The 16737-nt window shown below is 66.7% G+C and carries 15 protein-coding genes; 11 read left to right on the top strand and 4 right to left on the bottom strand.

Features of this window, described 5'->3' with window-relative positions:
* The first annotated feature begins 1 nt into the window (after position 1).
* Both GOY17_RS03555 and GOY17_RS03550 read left to right on the top strand, forming a co-directional pair.
* Entirely contained in the window at positions 2 to 943 is a 942-nt protein-coding gene (locus GOY17_RS03555; protein WP_115841358.1) for an MlaD family protein, read from the top strand.
* 14 nt (positions 944 to 957) lie between these two features.
* The gene (locus GOY17_RS03550) at positions 958 to 1620 is read left to right on the top strand and encodes an ABC-type transport auxiliary lipoprotein family protein (protein WP_157031587.1); all 663 of its coding nucleotides are present in this window, start codon (positions 958 to 960) and stop codon (positions 1618 to 1620) included.
* Positions 1621 to 1635: 15 nt separating this feature from the next.
* Here GOY17_RS03550 and GOY17_RS03545 read toward each other — a convergent pair whose 3' ends face one another.
* The gene (locus GOY17_RS03545) at positions 1636 to 2232 is read right to left on the bottom strand and encodes an alpha-ketoglutarate-dependent dioxygenase AlkB family protein (protein WP_157031586.1); all 597 of its coding nucleotides are present in this window, start codon (positions 2230 to 2232) and stop codon (positions 1636 to 1638) included.
* A 145-nt stretch (positions 2233 to 2377) separates the two neighbouring features.
* Between GOY17_RS03545 and GOY17_RS03540 the strand changes: the two genes are divergently transcribed.
* Both GOY17_RS03540 and GOY17_RS03535 read left to right on the top strand, forming a co-directional pair.
* Positions 2378 to 4000, top strand: a complete 1623-nt coding sequence (locus tag GOY17_RS03540) for an electron transfer flavoprotein-ubiquinone oxidoreductase (RefSeq protein ID WP_157029357.1) — start codon at positions 2378 to 2380, stop codon at positions 3998 to 4000.
* A 7-nt stretch (positions 4001 to 4007) separates the two neighbouring features.
* Positions 4008 to 6089 carry a glycoside hydrolase family 99-like domain-containing protein gene (locus GOY17_RS03535; protein WP_157029356.1) on the top strand — a complete coding sequence of 694 codons (2082 nt, stop codon included), beginning with the start codon at positions 4008 to 4010 and terminating at the stop codon, positions 6087 to 6089.
* A gap of 11 nt (positions 6090 to 6100) precedes the next feature.
* On the opposite strand, the gene GOY17_RS03530 is transcribed toward GOY17_RS03535, so the two are convergent.
* Positions 6101 to 6736 (bottom strand): CoA transferase subunit B, encoded by a 636-nt coding sequence (locus GOY17_RS03530; RefSeq protein WP_157029355.1) that lies wholly within the window; start codon positions 6734 to 6736, stop codon positions 6101 to 6103.
* Positions 6737 to 6762: 26 nt separating this feature from the next.
* A complete protein-coding gene (locus GOY17_RS03525; RefSeq protein ID WP_157029354.1) occupies positions 6763 to 7479 on the bottom strand; it encodes a CoA transferase subunit A in 717 nt (238 codons plus the stop codon).
* A gap of 156 nt (positions 7480 to 7635) precedes the next feature.
* Between GOY17_RS03525 and GOY17_RS03520 the strand changes: the two genes are divergently transcribed.
* Positions 7636 to 8550, top strand: coding sequence for a D-cycloserine synthetase (locus tag GOY17_RS03520; protein WP_157029353.1), 915 nt, complete (start codon positions 7636 to 7638; stop codon positions 8548 to 8550).
* Between the two features lie 57 nt (positions 8551 to 8607).
* Here the strand turns inward: GOY17_RS03520 and GOY17_RS03515 are convergent, their stop codons facing one another.
* Complete coding sequence (locus GOY17_RS03515) at positions 8608 to 10020, bottom strand: mannose-1-phosphate guanylyltransferase/mannose-6-phosphate isomerase (RefSeq protein ID WP_157029352.1); 1413 nt, start codon at positions 10018 to 10020, stop codon at positions 8608 to 8610.
* A gap of 227 nt (positions 10021 to 10247) precedes the next feature.
* Between GOY17_RS03515 and GOY17_RS03510 the strand changes: the two genes are divergently transcribed.
* The 6 genes from GOY17_RS03510 (at position 10248) to GOY17_RS03485 (ending at position 16734) form a co-directional block, all read left to right on the top strand.
* The gene (locus GOY17_RS03510) at positions 10248 to 10994 is read left to right on the top strand and encodes an electron transfer flavoprotein subunit beta/FixA family protein (RefSeq protein ID WP_157029351.1); all 747 of its coding nucleotides are present in this window, start codon (positions 10248 to 10250) and stop codon (positions 10992 to 10994) included.
* Positions 10994 to 11932 carry an electron transfer flavoprotein subunit alpha/FixB family protein gene (locus GOY17_RS03505; protein WP_157029350.1) on the top strand — a complete coding sequence of 313 codons (939 nt, stop codon included), beginning with the start codon at positions 10994 to 10996 and terminating at the stop codon, positions 11930 to 11932. Before GOY17_RS03510 ends, GOY17_RS03505 begins: the two co-directional genes overlap by 1 nt.
* Before the next feature lie 253 nt (positions 11933 to 12185).
* Positions 12186 to 13187, top strand: a complete 1002-nt coding sequence (locus GOY17_RS03500; protein ID WP_157029349.1) for a glycosyltransferase family 2 protein — start codon at positions 12186 to 12188, stop codon at positions 13185 to 13187.
* A gap of 2 nt (positions 13188 to 13189) precedes the next feature.
* Positions 13190 to 15043: an asparagine synthase (glutamine-hydrolyzing) gene (asnB, locus tag GOY17_RS03495; protein ID WP_157029348.1), complete on the top strand. Its 1854-nt coding sequence runs from the start codon at positions 13190 to 13192 to the stop codon at positions 15041 to 15043.
* A gap of 42 nt (positions 15044 to 15085) precedes the next feature.
* On the top strand, positions 15086 to 15985 hold the full coding sequence (locus tag GOY17_RS03490) for a class I SAM-dependent methyltransferase (protein ID WP_157029347.1): 900 nt from the start codon (positions 15086 to 15088) through the stop codon (positions 15983 to 15985).
* Positions 15982 to 16734, top strand: a complete 753-nt coding sequence (locus GOY17_RS03485) for a glycosyltransferase family 2 protein (protein ID WP_157029346.1) — start codon at positions 15982 to 15984, stop codon at positions 16732 to 16734. Before GOY17_RS03490 ends, GOY17_RS03485 begins: the two co-directional genes overlap by 4 nt.
* The last annotated feature ends 3 nt before the right edge of the window (positions 16735 to 16737 follow it).

The following is a 16737-nucleotide window of genomic DNA, read 5'->3' as shown; positions in this document are numbered from 1 at the left end:
CATGGAAACCCGGGCCAATTACGTCCTCATCGGCGCCTTCACCATCCTGGTGACGTTGCTGTTGCTGCTGTTCGCACTGTGGGCGGCGAAGTATTCGTCCGAGAAGGAATGGCGCACCTACGCGGTGCTGTTCACCGAGCCGGTGACGGGCCTGACCGAAGGCAGCTCGGTGCAATACAACGGCATTTCCGTGGGCACCGTGCAGAACCTGAGCCTGGCGCCGGACGACCCGCGCCGTGTGATCGCGATCCTGCGCCTGCAGGCGAACGCGCCGATCAAGACCGACACGCGCGCGAAGCTGTCGATCCAGGGCATCACCGGCAGTCCCTTCATCCAGCTCACCGGCGGCGATCCGCGCAGCCCGCTGCTGGCCGACACCGACCACCGCGAAGTGCCGGTGATCCAGACCGAAGCCTCGGCCCTGCAGAACATCGCCGATACGGCGAACCGCCTGGTCGCGCGGATGGACCAGGTGCTGAGCGACGAGAACGTTCGGCGCGTGTCGAACACGTTGTCGAACATCGAATCGATGACCGCGTCCATCGCCGACCAGCGCGAGGACCTGCGCGCGCTGATCATCAACGCGCGCAAGTCCAGCGAGCAGCTGTCGTCCACGCTCGACAACACCAACCGCGCGGTGCAGAGCGTCGACCGTGAACTCGTGGCGAAGCTGCCGGGCCTGATCGCCAAGCTCGACAGCACGCTCACGCGGCTGGATTCGGCGGCCAACAACGCCAACGGCCTGCTCACCGACAACCGCGCCGCGATCAACAGCTTCGCCAACGACGGCCTTGCGCAGCTCGGCCCGACGCTGGCCGAGTTGCGCGGGCTGGTGCGCGACCTGCGCCGCATCAGCGACCGCCTCGACGGCAACCCGACGCGCTACCTCCTGGGTCGCGACGGTCCCAAGCAGTTCGACCCCGCGGAATTCAAACCCGAATGACCACGCGCGCCGACATGACGACGATCGCTTCGACCCTCGCCCGCCACGCGCGCATCGCGCTCGCATCCGGCCTGCTGCTGGCGCTGGCCGGCTGCTCGATCCTGAGCGACAAGCCCAAGGATCCCACCACGATCTTCGCGCCGGAACCCGCAGTGAAGGCGGACGCTTCGTGGCCGAAGGTCGACTGGCAGCTGGTGATCGCCCCGCCGGCGGCGGCGCGCATCGTCGACAGCCTGCGCATCGCGGTGCGGCCCACGCCCGGCGAACTGCAGGTCTACCGCGGCGCGCAATGGGCGCGCCCGCCGTCGGACATGCTCGTCGACACGGTGTTGCGCGCACTTGAAGACTCCGGCCGCATCGGCGGCGTCGCGCGCCAGGGCACCGGCGTGGCGGGCGAATACAAGCTCTTCTTCGAAGTGCGCCGCTTCGAGTCGGACTACGCGGGCGGTGCCGTCCCGTCGGCGACGATCGAAGTCAGTGCCAAGCTGCTTCACGTGCCGCAGCAGAAGGTCGCCGCGTCGCGCGTGTTCCTGCAGGCGACGCCGGCCGGGAGCGCGGCGGTGCCCGATGTCGCGCGCGCGTTCGAGCAGTCGCTGTCGAAGATCGGTGGCGACATCGCGGGCTGGACGCTCACCAGCGGCGAGGCCTATCGCCGTACGCTGCCTGCGACGCGGTAACTGTTGCGCGCGTTGTCAACTCGACGGCGTGACGATCCGGCGGAATGTGAGGTTGATGCGCGGACCGATCGGCCGCGTCGTGCGCGGCAATGCGTGGCGATAGTGGCGCTGCGTCGCGCCGGACATCACCAGCAGGCTGCCGTGCGGAAGTTCCAGCGTGAGCTTGCGCGCAGGATCGTCGCGATGCTTCAGCGCGAAGCGGCGCGTGGCGCCCAGGCTGATGGACGCGATCACCGGCGCCGGGCCGAGTTCGGGCTCGGCATCGCTGTGCCAGCCCATCGCGTCGGTGCCGTCGCGGTAGAGGTTCGCCAGCACGCTGTTGAACGCAACGTCGAGCGTGCGCGCCAGGCGTTCGCGCACCGGAACCAGTGCATCGGGCCAGGGATGGGGCTCGAACAGCGTGCCCGAATAGCGGTAACGCGCGTCGGGATCGCCGATCCAGCAGCTCAGCCGCGGCGAATCGACCTCGCGGCCGAAAATGCGGATGCGGTGTGTTTCCCAGGGGACATCGCGGTGTAGCCCATCCAGCAACGCATCGGCCTCCAGCGGGCCGAGCCAGTGCGGATCGAACTGCAGCTGCGCGTCGGGCAGCGGGATCACGTCGAGAACCATACCCAACGCTAGCACGGCGTATCGCGCCCGCCGCCGGGTTTTCCCGGCGAAACTTGGCGCCAACCGCGCAAACCCGCGACAATCCACCCTCTGCTGTCCCCGCAATCCGCCAGCCGCTGTACGCCAGCCCGTCTTGGAGTGCCCCATGAACCAACCCGATCCGAACGCCGTCGAACGCGACGTGATGGAGTACGACGTCGTCACCGTCGGTGCCGGTCCGGCCGGGCTGTCGTTCGCCATCCGCCTCAAGCAGCTCAACCCGGAGCTGTCGGTGTGCGTGATCGAGAAGGCTTCGACGATCGGCGCGCACATCCTCTCGGGTGCGGTGATCGAACCCGAACCGCTGGACGCCCTGCTGCCGAACTGGCGCGACAACCCGCCGCCGATCTGCGTGCCGGCCAAACACGACGAATTCTGGCTGCTGACGCACAAGGGCCACCGCCGGCTGCCGATTCCGCCCGGCATGCACAACGAAGGCAATTTCATCGTCAGCCTCGGCGCGATGTGCGCGTGGCTCGCGCCGCAGGCCGAAGCGCTGGGCGTGGAGATCTATCCCGGCTTCGCCGCGGCCGAAACGCTGCATGACGAAAGCGGTGCCGTGGTCGGCGTGCGCATCGGCGACATGGGCATTGCGAAGGATGGATCGCACAAGCCGGGTTACACGCCGGGCATCGACATCCGCGCGAAGGTCACCGTGCTCGCCGAGGGCGCGCGCGGCCACCTGACCAAGCGCCTGATCAAGCAGTTCAAGCTCGATGCCGACAGCGATCCGCAGGGCTATTCGATCGGCATCAAGGAACTGTGGCAGGTGCCGGAAGACCGCGTGACGCCCGGCAAGATCGTGCACAGCTTCGGCTGGCCGGCGGACAACGAGGTCTACGGCGGCGGATTCCTGTACCACCTGGACAAGGGCCGCATCGCGCTGGGTTATGTCAGCGGCCTGGATTACAAGGATCCGGAATACAAGCCGTGGGAAGCCTTCCAGCAATGGAAGAACCATCCGCTGTTCGAGCCGCTGCTGGAAGGCGGCACCATCCTGTCGGCCGGCGCGCGCGCGATCGTCACCGGTGGTTACCAGTCGCTGCCCAAGCTTGAAATGCCAGGCGCGCTGCTGATCGGCGACACCGCCGGCCTGCTCAACGTGCCGAAGATCAAGGGCACGCACCAGGCGATCCGTTCGGGCATGCTCGCGGCCGAACATCTCGTCGCTTCGCAGCTGTCGCCGCAGGGTTTCGACGCGAAGCTGCGCGGTTCGAACATCATGGCCGAGCTGAAGAAGGTGCGTAACTTCAAGCCCGGCTTCAAGCGCGGCCTGTGGTTCGGCATCCTCAATTCGGCATGGGAAACCGTCACCGGCGGCCTTTCGCCGTGGACGCTGAAGAACAAGGCCGACTGGTGCTCGCTGGACAAGGTCGGCGAGCACGAAAGCCCGAAGCGCGACTACATTGAACGCAAGCTCGCGCCGCGCGACCGCCTGCAGGGCGTCTATTACGCCGCGACCGAACACGACGAGGACCAGCCCGTGCACCTGAAGGTGCGCGACACGTCCATCTGCGTCACGCGCTGCGCGGAGGAATACGACAACCCGTGCACGCGCTTCTGCCCGGCGGCGGTGTACGAGATCGTGCAGGACGAGGCTGGCAAGCGACTGCAGATCAACGCCGCCAACTGCGTGCACTGCAAGACCTGCGACATCAAGGATCCCTACGAGATCATCGACTGGGTGACGCCGGAAGGCGGCTCGGGGCCGAATTACCAGAACCTGTGACCGCCGCATGACGTCGCGCCTGAACGAGGGCCTGCGCACCTTGCTGTTCAACAGCCTGCGTGCCGCGTTCCGCATCACGCCCATGCCCGAACGCATGCGCGACCGCCTGCGGCAGTCGTACCTGGAGCGTTTTGCGGACACGCTGCCGCAGGGCCCTCGCGGGAAGCAGGGCGACGCGACAGGCGAACGGCGCGCGCGGGTGCGCGCCGATGTTCCGGCGATCGGCTGGCTGCCTCGCCGACCGGCTGCCCTGCCCTCGCCCTTGCCGGCCACGCTCGTGGCGTTCTACCTGCCGCAGTTCCACGCGATCCCCGAGAACGATGCGTGGTGGGGATCGGGCTTCACCGAGTGGCGCAACGTGTCGCGCGCGCTTCCGCAGTTCGAAGGTCACGTGCAGCCACGACTGCCCGGCGACTTAGGCTTCTACGACCTGCGCAACCCGCAGGTGATGCGCGAGCAGGCAACGCTCGCCCGCGAGTACGGCATCGGCGCGTTCTGCTTCTACTACTACTGGTTCGGCGGCAAGACCCTGCTGGAAGCGCCGCTCCAGCAGTGGCTGGGCGATGAGTCGATCGATCTTCCGTTCTGCCTGTGCTGGGCCAACGAGAACTGGTCGCGCCGCTGGGACGGCCGCGCAGACGACATCCTCATCGGCCAGCAGCACAGCGCCGAAGACGACCTCGCGTTCATCGCGCACATCGCACCGTACCTGCGCGATCGCCGCTACCTGCGCGTCGATGGTAGGCCGCTGCTGCTGGTGTATCGCCCTGGCCTGCTTCCCGAGCCGCGTGCCACCGCGGCGCGCTGGCGGACGTGGTGCCGCGAGCACGGCATCGGCGAGATCCACATCGCCTACACGCAGAGTTTCGATCGCGCCGATCCGGCGGACTACGGCTTCGACGCCGCCGTCGAATTCCCGCCGAACCTGGCGACGCCGACCAACGTCACTGCCGACCAGTCGCTCGTGAATCCCGGTTACCGCGGCCAGGTCCTGGACTGGCGCGAACTGGCCGACGATTACCGCCGGCGCCCGCTTCCGGACTACCGCCTGTTCCCCGGCGTCAACTGCGGCTGGGACAACGAGGCGCGTCGCTCGGGTGCCGGACGCACCTACCTGCACGCCGCGCCGCGGAGATACCGCGACTGGCTGCGCGACACCATCGAGCGCCGCTTGGCGGGCCGCGCGGCATCGGACCGGCTGGTGTTCGTCAACGCGTGGAACGAGTGGGCCGAAGGCGCCGTACTCGAACCCGATGCGCGCCTCGGTCATGCCTGGCTGCAGGCCACGCGCGATGCGTTGATGCTCTCGGCCGCGCCTGGGTCTGCCATTGCGGCCACGCGTCCCTGCCTGGTGATCCATGCCTGGTACCCGGACGTGCTGGAGGAAATCCTGGAAGTCCTCGTCTCAGGCGGTCATCGCTTCCGCGTCATCATCACCACGCCACCGGACAAGGTCGCGCAGATCCGCGCCATCCTGGACAAGCGAGGCATCGACGCGGAAATCGAGGCGCACGAGAACCGCGGTCGCGACATCCTGCCCTTCCTGCGTGTCGCTAATCGCCTGCTCGACGAGGGCACGGAGCTCGTGCTGAAGCTGCACACCAAGAAGTCGCCCCATCGGCAGGACGGCGACGCCTGGCGAAACCAACTGATCGGGCACCTGCTTTCACCGCCGCGCGTCGAAGGCATCGTTCGCGCCTATCACGATGATCCGAGCCTTGGCGTGGTTGCGCCCGAAGGCCATGTGCAGCCTCTTGGCTATTACTGGGGCGCCAACGAAAGCAACGTGCGCTACCTGACCGCCCGCCTCGGCATCGGCGCGCCACGGGTGGAGTCGGACGACTTCGTTTCCGGAAGCATGTTCTGGGCGCGCCTGGAAGCGCTACGCCCGGTGCTCGACGCGCACCTGGACGACTGGGAGTTCGAAGCGGAGGCAGGCCAGGTGGATGGCACGTTCGCGCACGCGATCGAGCGCGTTTTCGCGCTCGCCGCGCGAGACGCGGGTTACGGCGTGCGTACCGCCGCTTCCGTCTGCGGCGAGCCTGAACCTCCGGCGTCGCAGCCGTACCCGTTCGCCAGGCGCGGCTGACGCTCCAGGTCTCAGCCAGCCCGCGAGAACACCACGCCCGTCTTCTCGCGCAGCTCGTCCTCGGTGACGTCCGGCGCGAGTTCGACCAGCTTCAGGCCGTCGGCGGCGACATCGAGCACCGCGAGGTCGGTGATGATGCGGTTCACCACGCCCACGCCGGTCAGCGGCAGCGTGCATTCAGCCAGGATCTTGTGCTCACCGTTCTTCGCGGTGTGCTCCATCAGCACGACCACGCGCTTCACGCCCGCGACCAGATCCATCGCGCCGCCCATGCCCTTGACCATCTTGCCGGGCACCATCCAGTTGGCGAGGTCGCCCTTCTCGGTGACCTGCATCGCGCCGAGGATCGCCAGGTCGATGTGGCCGGCGCGGATCATCGCGAACGAATCGTGGCTGCCGAAATAGCTGGCGCCGGGGCGTGCGGTGACGGTCTGCTTGCCGGCGTTGATGAGGTCGGCGTCGACTTCGGCCTCGGTCGGGAACGGGCCGATGCCGAGCAGGCCGTTCTCGCTCTGCAGCCACACGTCCACGCCATCGGGAATGAAATTGGCCACCAGCGTGGGCAAGCCGATGCCGAGGTTGACGTAGGCGCCGTCGGTGAGTTCCTGCGCGGCGCGCTGCGCCATCTGGTCGCGGGTCCAAGCCATGGTTCGATGTCCTGTATGCGTGTGGGTCAGGCGCGCACGGTGCGCTGTTCGATGCGCTTCTCGGGCGTCGCATTGACGACGATGCGGTCGACGTAGATGCCCGGAAGGTGCACGTGGTCGGGATCAATCTGGCCGATCTCGACCAGCTCTTCCACTTCGGCCACGCATATCGCGCCCGCCATCGCGCACGCCGGGTTGAAGTTGCGCGCGGTCTTGCGGAAGACGAGGTTGCCAGCCTTGTCGGCCTTCCACGCCTTCACGAGCGACACATCGGCCTTCAGCGCGGTTTCCATCACGTAGTGGTGGCCGTCGAACTCGCGCGTTTCCTTGCCTTCGGCCACGACCGTGCCGTAGCCGGTACGCGTGAAGAACGCCGGGATGCCCGCACCTCCCGCGCGCAGGCGCTCGGCGAGCGTGCCCTGGGGATTGAATTCGAGCTCAAGTTCGCCGGAGAGGAACTGGCGCTCGAATTCCTTGTTCTCGCCGACGTACGACGAAATCATCTTCCGAATCTGTCGCGTTTCCAGCAGCAGACCCAGGCCGAAACCGTCGACGCCGGCGTTGTTGGAAATCGCCGTCAGGCCCTTCACGCCGCTGTCGCGCAGCGCGCCGATCAGCGCTTCGGGAATGCCGCACAGCCCGAAGCCGCCAACGGCGAGCGTCTGCCCATCGGCGACGATGCCGTCGAGCGCCGCCTTCGCACTTGGGAAAAGCTTGTTCTTGCCGTTCTGCGTCGCGGCCACGTCGGACTCCGTTCGGTTCTGCGCAATGCCCCGGAGTTTACCGTGGCCGCGGGCACGTCCCCCACCGTACGTTCGGACAGGTCGGATGCGCGAAACGGCGACGTCCGTCCGGCTGGGACATCGCGACGCCGGGGCGGCAGCGTCTAGACTCCGGCCATGACCCGGATCGCCCTCGTGACCGCTATCGCCGCCGCTGGTGTCGACGACGACCTGACGCCGCTGCTGGACGCCTGCGCGCGCGCGGGATTCGCCGTGCAGGTCCGCGCCTGGGACGATGCAACGGTGGGCTGGAGCCGCTTCGACGCGGCGATCCTCCGTTCGCCATGGGACTACGTGCCGCGCCTGCGCGAGTTCCTGGACTGGAGCGAGCGCGTGTCGGCGCAGACGCGCCTGATCAACCCGCTGCCCGTCGTGCGATGGAACACCGACAAGCACTACCTCGCCGAGCTCGCAGCGCGCGGCGTGCCGATCGTGCCGACGGCGTTCGTCGAACCGGACATGGAGCCCCTGCCGACGCTGCAGGCGTTCCTGGCCTTGCATCCGAAGGCGGCGGAATTCGTGGTGAAGCCGAGCGTGGGCGCGGGATCGAAGGACGCGCAGCGTTACGCGCGTTCGCAGGAATTCGCGGCCGCGAACCACCTCGCGCGCCTGCTCGATGCCGATCGCAGTGCGATGCTGCAGCCGTATCTTTCGTCGGTGGACGAACACGGCGAAACCGCGTTGATGTTCTTCGCCGGCGAGTTCAGCCACGCGATCCGCAAGGGCCCGCTGCTGCGCCCCGACGAAGGCCCGACGAACCATCTCTTCGCCGCCGAATCCATCGCGCCGCGCGTGCCGTCGCAGGATGAACTCGCGCTCGCCGATCGCGTGATGGCGGCCGCGCGCGAGGCGTTGCAGCTCGACGAGCCGCTCCTGTACGCACGCGTGGACCTCATCCGCGACGACGCTGGCGGGCCGTGCCTGCTCGAGCTGGAGCTGTGCGAGCCGTCGCTGTTCTTCGCACACGCGCCGGGCAGCGCGGACCGGTTCGCGGCATTGCTGGGGAAGACACTCATACACGAGCCTCTCTGATCGCTGCAAAAGAAGACGCCCCCTTGATCGGGGGCGTTTCAATCCAGCGAATCTCGATCAGGAACGCCCGTAAACGTCCTCGAGCCGGACGATGTCGTCTTCGCCCAGATAACTGCCCGACTGCACTTCGATCAGCTCCACCGGCTCGGTGCCGCGGTTGCGCAGGCGATGCACGCTGCCCAGCGGAATGTAGGTGCTTTCGTTCTCGTGCAGGTCGAACACGCGGTCGTCGCAGGTGACCTCCGCGACGCCGGACACCACGACCCAATGCTCGGCGCGATGCGAATGCTTCTGCAGGCTCAGGGCGGCGCCGGGCTTCACGACGATGCGCTTGACCTGGAAACGTTCGCCCACGCCGATGGAGTCGTAACTGCCCCACGGGCGGTAGACCTTGCGGTGGAACAGGTGCTCCTGCCGCCCCGCCGACTTCAACTTGTCGACGACGGCCTTCACGTCCTGCACGCGGTCCTTGCGCGCGACCAGCGTGGCGTCGGGCGTGTCGACGATGACCAGATCCTCCACGCCGATCGTCGCGATCATGCGGCGTTCCGATGCGCGCACGAGGCTGTCGCGCGTGTCGACCGCGATCACGTCGCCTTCGTAGCGATTGCCCTCGCCGTCCCGCTGCGCGACCGACCACAGCGACGACCACGAACCAATGTCGCTCCAGCCGCAACTCACCGGCACCACGGCGGCGCGGTCGGTCTTTTCCATCACGGCGTAGTCGATCGAATCGCTGGGGCTCGCGGCGAAGGCGTCGCGATCGACGCGGGTGAAATCGAGGTCGGCCTTCGCCGCTGCCATCGCCGCACGCGCGGCATCGAGGATGGCCGGCGCGTGACGCGCCAGCTCATCGAGATAACGCTGCGCGCCGAACAGGAACATGCCCGAGTTCCACGCGTAGGTGCCTTCGGCCACGTAGCGCTCGGCGGTGGCCTTGTCGGGCTTCTCGACGAAGCGCTCGACACGGAAGCCGCCCTCGCCCAGCGCATCGCCGCGCAGGATGTAGCCGTAGCCGGTTTCGGCGTAATCGGGCCGGATGCCGAAGGTGACCAGCCAGCCATCGTGGGCCAGCCCCGTTGCGGCCTCGACCGCGGCGCGGAAGGCGGCCTCGTCCTCGATGAGGTGGTCGGCCGGCATGACCAGCAGCGTGGCGTCGGCGTCGCGTGCGAGCGCATGCAGCGCGGCGATCGCGATGGCCGGGGCGGTGCTGCGCGCCGCCGGCTCGAGCAGGATGCCGCCGCTGGCGATGCCCACGGCCTGCAGTTGCTCGCCGACCATGAAGCGGTGGTCGTCGGCACAGACGGTGATCGGCGGCTGCGCCCCGGGCAGCTTGCTCGCCCGCAGCACGGTCTCCTGGTACAGCGAGTGGTCGCCCACCAGCGCCAGGAACTGCTTGGGCTGGTTCTGCCGCGACAGGGGCCACAGGCGCGTGCCGCTGCCGCCGCTGAGAATGACCGGATGAAGCATTGGGACTCCGCCTTTGGGGGAACGAGCGCGCTGAAGGGTAACGGATCGGGGTGTCCCAGCCGAATCGCGCGACCGGCCGGTTCTCCAGATGAACGGATTGCGGCCCCCGCAGCGTCCGCGAGGGCCCGCGGCTCGAGACCATCCGCCTGCGTAGGGAGCGCCTCCTCGGCTAGAATCGGCGGTTCTCGGCCCGCTTCCGGCCGCGCAACCATAGGAATCCCCGCACGATGAAGATCCTCGTCGGCTACAAGCGCGTGGTGGACTACAACGTCCGCATCCAGGTCAAGCCGGACGGCTCCGGCGTGGTCACCGACGGCGTCAAGCTGTCGGCCAACCCGTTCGACGAAATCGCCCTGGAAGAGGCCCTGCGCCTGCGCGACAAGGGCATCGCGACCGAGGTCGTGGTCGCCACGATCGCTCCGGCCGACGCCCAGGCCCATCTGCGCAACGGCCTCGCCATGGGCGCCAACCGCGCGATCCACGTCGTGTCCGACCAGCCGATCCAGCCGCTGACCGCCGCTCGCACGCTGCTCAAGTTGATCGAGAAGGAGCAGCCGGACCTGGTGATCCTGGGCAAGCAGGCCATCGACGACGACGCCAACCAGACCGGCCAGATGCTCGCGACGCTGTGGGGCCGCCCGCAGGCCACGTTCGCCTCGAAGCTGGAGGTCGCCGATGGCAAGGCCACGGTGACGCGCGAAGTGGACGCCGGCCTGGAGACGCTCGAAGTCGACCTGCCGGCGGTGGTCACCACCGACCTGCGCCTGAACGAGCCGCGCTTCATCAAGCTGCCCGACATCATGAAGGCCAAGAGCAAGCCGCTGGAAACCGTGCCCTTCGCCGATCTCGGCGTCGACGCCGGCGAAGGCCTGAAGACCACGCACTACGCCGCGCCGGGCAAGCGCAGCAAGGGCGTGATGGTGAAGGACGCGGCCGAACTGGTCGCCGCACTCAAGCAGAAGGGGCTGCTGTAATGAGCAAGGTACTCATCGTCGCCGAACACCTGGACGGCAAGCTCAACGCCTCCACCGCCAAGTGCGTTTCCGCCGCGCAGGCGCTGAAGCCCGACTCCATCGACATCGTCGTGCTGGCTGCCGATCCGGCCGCCATCGCAGCCGAGGCCGCGCAGATCGCCGGCGTCGGCAAGGTCCTGACGGTCGCCAACGACGCGAACGCCAACGCGATCGCTCAGGTGCTGGCGCCGCAGGTGGCCAAGCTCGCCGCCGGTTACAGCCACGTCTTCGGCCCGAGCACCACCTTCGGCAAGGATCTGATGCCGTGCGTCGCCGCGCTGCTGGGCGTGTCGCAGGTGTCGGACGTGATGGCGGTGGAAGGCAGCCACACCTTCAAGCGCCCGATCTACGCCGGCAACGCAATCATCACCGTTGAAGCACCGTCCGGTCAGACCGTCGTCGCCACCGTGCGTACGGCGTCGTGGCCGGAGGCCGCCAAGGGTGGCAGCGCGGCGGTCGAAGCCGTCTCCGTCGACGCCGCCGTGCCCTCACACACGCGCTTCGTGGGCCTCGCGGCCGGCAAGTCCGATCGCCCGGACCTGCAGAGCGCCAAGCGCGTCGTCTCCGGCGGCCGCGGCGTCGGTTCGGCGGAGAACTTCAAGGTGATCTACGCGCTGGCCGACAAGCTCGGCGCGGCCGTGGGCGCCTCGCGCGCCGCGGTCGACGCGGGTTACGTGCCCAACGAACTGCAGGTCGGCCAGACCGGCAAGATCATCGCCCCCGAGCTCTACGTCGCCGTCGGCATCTCCGGCGCGATCCAGCACCTGACCGGCATCAAGGACGCCGGCACGATCGTGGCGATCAACAAGGACGGCGATGCGCCGATCTTCGAGATCGCGGACATCGGGCTGGTGGGGGATCTGTTCACGCTGTTGCCGGAGCTGGAAAGGGCGCTCTGACGTCCCCGGACCGGGCTTCTGAATCCACGGCGGGCGGGGTCGCCCCCCCGCCTGCCGCGTCCATGCACCACCACCGGTCCCGCAAGGCGCGACCCACGAGTACCCCGCCCGGCGCAATGAGCGCGACCGGGTGCTTTGCGTGCTGGTTTCGGCCACGCACATGCTTTAATTTGCTGTTTCACACCGGATGACCGGCTACGCCACCGCAAGCTGCGGCGGCGAGCCCCCGCATGGGCCTTACGAATCGATGAACATGGATGCAGCCATCTCCCCCTCGCGGGCCAGCGACGCCCCTTACCTGTCCGTCACGATCCCGATCTACAACGAGGAAGACAACATTCCGCTGCTGTACCAGCGGACACGCGACGCGCTCGATGCGCTGAAGCACAGTTGGGAACTCATCCTCGTCAACGACGGCAGCAAGGATCGCTCCACCGAGCGCCTGGACGAGGTCGCCTCTGCGGACTCGCGTGTGCGCGTGATCCACCTGAGCCGGAACTTCGGCCAGACGGCCGCCCTGATGGCCGGTCTGGATCACGCCCGGGGCGAAATCGTCATCCCCATGGATGGCGACCTGCAGAACGATCCCGCCGACATCGGCAAGCTGCTGTCGAAGCTCGATGAGGGATACGAGGTCGTTTCCGGCTGGCGCAAGGACCGCAAGGATGCGGCGATCAAGCGCAACCTGCCCAGCCGTATCGCCAACGACCTCATCTCGCACGTTTCCGGCGTGCATTTGCACGACTATGGCTGCTCGCTAAAGGCATACCGCCGCAACGTGCTCGACGGCGTGAAGCTGTATGGCGAGATGCATCGCTTCGTGCCCATCTACGCCGCCTGGAACGGCGCGCGCGTGACCGAGATCGAGGTCACCCACCATCCGCGTATCCACGGTGAATCCAAGTACGGTCTGGAACGCATCGTCAAGGTCGTGCTGGACCTGCTTGTGGTGAAGTTCCTCTTCAAGTATTCGGGCAAGCCCATCTACATCTTCGGCGGCTTCGGGCTTGCTTCGTTCGGCGTCGCGGCGCTCGTGTTCCTGTGGGCACTGTGGCTGAAGCTGTTCGACGGCATTTCTCTGATCCAGACCCCGCTGCCGACCCTGACGGTGATGCTGTTCGCTATCGGGATCCTGAGCATCCTGATGGGCCTGCTGGCCGAGATGCTCAACCGCACGTACCACGAGTCCCAGGCGAAGCCGGTCTACCGCATCGGACGCATCGTCCAGTCCGGGCTGCCCGGCCTGGAGAGCTGACGGTGTGCGGAATCGCAGGATTCATCGGCCGTGGCGATGGGTCCACGCTGAAGCGGATGACGGACCGGATCGCCCATCGCGGTCCGGACGCGGACGGCTTCCTCGTCGATGCCGCGAACGCGGTGTTTCTCGGCCACCGGCGCCTGTCCATTCTGGATATCGCGGGCGGCGTGCAGCCGATGAGCACGACCGATGGGGCCATCTCCATCGTGTTCAACGGCGAGATCTACAATTTTCACGAGCTGCGCATCGAGCTGGAGCGTCTGGGCGCGGTTTTCCAGACCGATCACTCGGACACCGAAGTGCTCCTGCATGCCTGGCGCCATTGGCGCGAGGCGATGTTCGAGAAACTCAACGGCATGTGGGCCTTCGCGTTGCTGGACCGCGAGCGCAAGGAACTGATCCTTTCGCGCGACCGTTTCGGCAAGAAGCCGCTGTTCTATCACGCAGGCAGCAACAGCTTCGCGTTCTCCTCCGAGCTCATCTCGTTGCGTGCGCATCCGGAAGTGCCTGCCGCGCTGTCGGAACGAGCCTTGCGCAAGTATTACGCGTACGGCTTCGTGCCCGCTCCCCTCACGTTCATCGAGGGAGTCAACAAGCTGCCGGGCGGCCACTGGATGCGTGTCGACCTCGACACGCTTTCGACGCGCACGCAGCGCTATTGGGAATACCAGCCCGAGCCCTTCCAGGAGCGGCCCGCCGGGATCGAGGATCGCTGGGCGGAAGAACTGCTCGCGAAACTCGGCGCGGCGGTCGATCGTCGGCTCGTGGCCGATGTGCCGGTGGGCAGTTTCCTCTCCGGTGGCATCGATTCATCGGCCGTGTCGGCATTGGCGATACGGAAACTGGGACGCGACCGGCTCAAGACGTTCTCGATCGGATTCGAGGAAGCCAGCTTCGACGAAACCGCCTATGCGCGGATGGTGGCGAGCCATCTGGGCGCCGAGCACCACGTCGAACGCCTGTCGATCCAGCGCGCCCTCGACATCCTTCCGGATGTGTTGTCGCGATTCGACGAGCCTGTAGCGGATGCGTCGATCCTGCCAACCTACCTGCTGTGCCAGCACGCCCGTCGCCACGTCACGGTCGCGCTGGGCGGAGACGGCGCCGACGAACTGTTCGCGGGCTATGACCCGTTCAAGGCATTGCGCTACGCACGCCTCTACGAACGAATGGTTCCGCGCCCGATCCACAAGGCCATCTCGATGCTGGCCGGCAGACTGCCGGTCTCGCACGGCTACATGAGTCTGGATTTCAAGATCAAGCGGACCTTGGGCGGATTGAACCACGATCCGCGCCTGTGGCTTCCGGTCTGGATGGCACCCATCGCGCCTTCCGAGATGGAAGCGCTGCACCGCAAGCCAGTCGATCTGGAGGACGTGTTCAGCGAGGCGATCGAGCTATGGGAGGGCTGCGCCGAGGCGAACGACATCGATCGGACCATCGCCTTCTACATCAACCTTTACCTCCAGGACGACATCCTGGTGAAGGTCGACCGCTCCAGCATGCTGCATTCGCTGGAAGTGCGTGCTCCGTTCCTCGACATCGACTTCGTCGACTTCGTCCGCAGGCTTCCCGCCGACGTTAAGCTTCGCCAGGGGACCACGAAGTGGCTCCTCAAGCGCGCCGTGGCACCGCTGCTGCCTGGGGAGATCCTTGCGCGGCGCAAGCAGGGCTTCGGCGTTCCGGTCGGCGCCTGGTTCCGCGACGACCTGCTGCCCGCGCATACGCACTCATCCGGCTACAACGAGGCGTTCTGGGCACAGCGACTGTCCTCTCATCGCAGCAGACGCCGCGACGAGCGACTGTTCCTGTGGAGTGACTGGTTGCTCCGCGGCTCGCACCTCTATGGCTGACCCATTGTTTCCGCATCAACTCGCAGCGGCCCCGTCTTGCAAATGAGCATCCAACTGGAAATCGAAGTTCTCGACCACTGCCCCATGTGCGGCAATGCAACGGGGCTTCGCGAACTGCTGGTCACCCGCGACTTCGAGTCGGGGACCGGGGACTATCCGATCCAGGAATGTCCGGCCTGCAGCCTGGCCTTTACCAATCCTCGTCCGTCCGAAGCATCCCTGCCTTTGCTGTATTCGGGGCGCGACACTCCGGATTTCGCGACGGGTAGCAAGGGCATCGCGCAGCGCCTGCGTGACATCTCCATACGCAGCTACCTGCGCAAGCGGCTGCCCGAGTCCTCGGGAAAGCCCCTGGAAGTCTTGGACTTCGGTTGCGGTGACGGCTCGCTCTCGTTCCATGCGGCCATGAGTCCCGGACAACCGGTCGTCACGTCGGTCGATTTCCACGACAAGGCCCCGGCACTGGTGGGTGAAACGAACGGCAGGGCTTCGTACCGGAGCTACTGGCAGTGGCGGGAAGGCGGCGGACGTTATGACGTCGTGTTCCTGCGACACGTGCTGGAACACCATCCCGAACCGACGCGGCTACTGACCGAGCTCTTCCAGGCGCTCAAGCCGCAGGGAATGTTGCACATCGAGGTACCCAACCGACGCAGCGTCTGGGCCCGGGTATTCGGTCGCAACTTCTTCGCTTACTACGTCCCGCGCCATCTCATGCATTTCGACACCGCCAGCGTGAAGCAGGCCATCGAAGGCTCGGGCCTTACGGCGATAGAGGTCAGGAAGGGCCACACGCCGCTGATCGGCCGCTCGATGGGCAACGCGTTGTCGCGCGATATCGACAACTTGGGAGTGCTGGGCCTGTCCCTCTTCCCGCTCCAGATCCTGGCCGATGTCCTCTTCGGGCGATCCACTACCCTGCGCGCTTTGGCACGTAAATGATCCCGGTCTCGCTCGGGATTCCGATGTACAAGTCGGAAGCCTTCCTTCCAGGCTTGTTCGAAACGCTCCGGAACCTCGATCCGTTACCGGCCGAAATCGTCCTGCTCGACGACGCTTCGCCGGATGCGTCGCATGAGCTCGCGACGGCGTTCGCCGCCAACGCTCCGCTTCCAGTCAGCGTTCTGCGCAACGAGACCAACCAAGGAATCGCCTGCGGGTACAACCGCCTTGCTGCGACGGCACAGGAACGTTGGGTCCATATCCTCGATGCGGACGACCACCCGGTCGAATTTGACTTCTACGCGCGCGTCCTCAGACACCTGTCGGACGACGTGTCAGCGGTAGTGACATCCGTGCAGTCGAACTCACTGGCGTTGCGAGCCGGTAATGCAGTGCTCGGCGCACTAGTTCCAAAGCACCCGCCGGAGTGGTGGCCGCTGCTTGGTTCGTTTGCGACGCGTTCGGGCGTTATCTATCGCCGCGATGCGCTGCTTGCACACCCGTTTCCCGATCCCGCCTATCCTGGATCGGATGTCGTGCACCTCCTGACGCTACGCGAACGCTCCCGAATCACGTTCGACCACCATGCGCACGTGTTCTACAACGTCCACCAGGGCGCGTCCTCGTCGCAGGCCCGCGACTATTCGCTCTACCTCAGCGCCTTGCAGCGCTTCGGAACGGCGGCGCGCCTCGCCCACAAGGCCGATCTCGCGGTACGTCGACTGGGCCAGATCATGGATCGGTCCTGAGCC

This window comes from Lysobacter soli, assembly GCF_009755585.1.
GTDB lineage: Bacteria > Pseudomonadota > Gammaproteobacteria > Xanthomonadales > Xanthomonadaceae > Lysobacter_J > Lysobacter_J soli.
The sequence above is the reverse complement of the archived record's forward strand: the minus strand, read 5'-3'. Positions and strand labels throughout refer to the sequence as shown.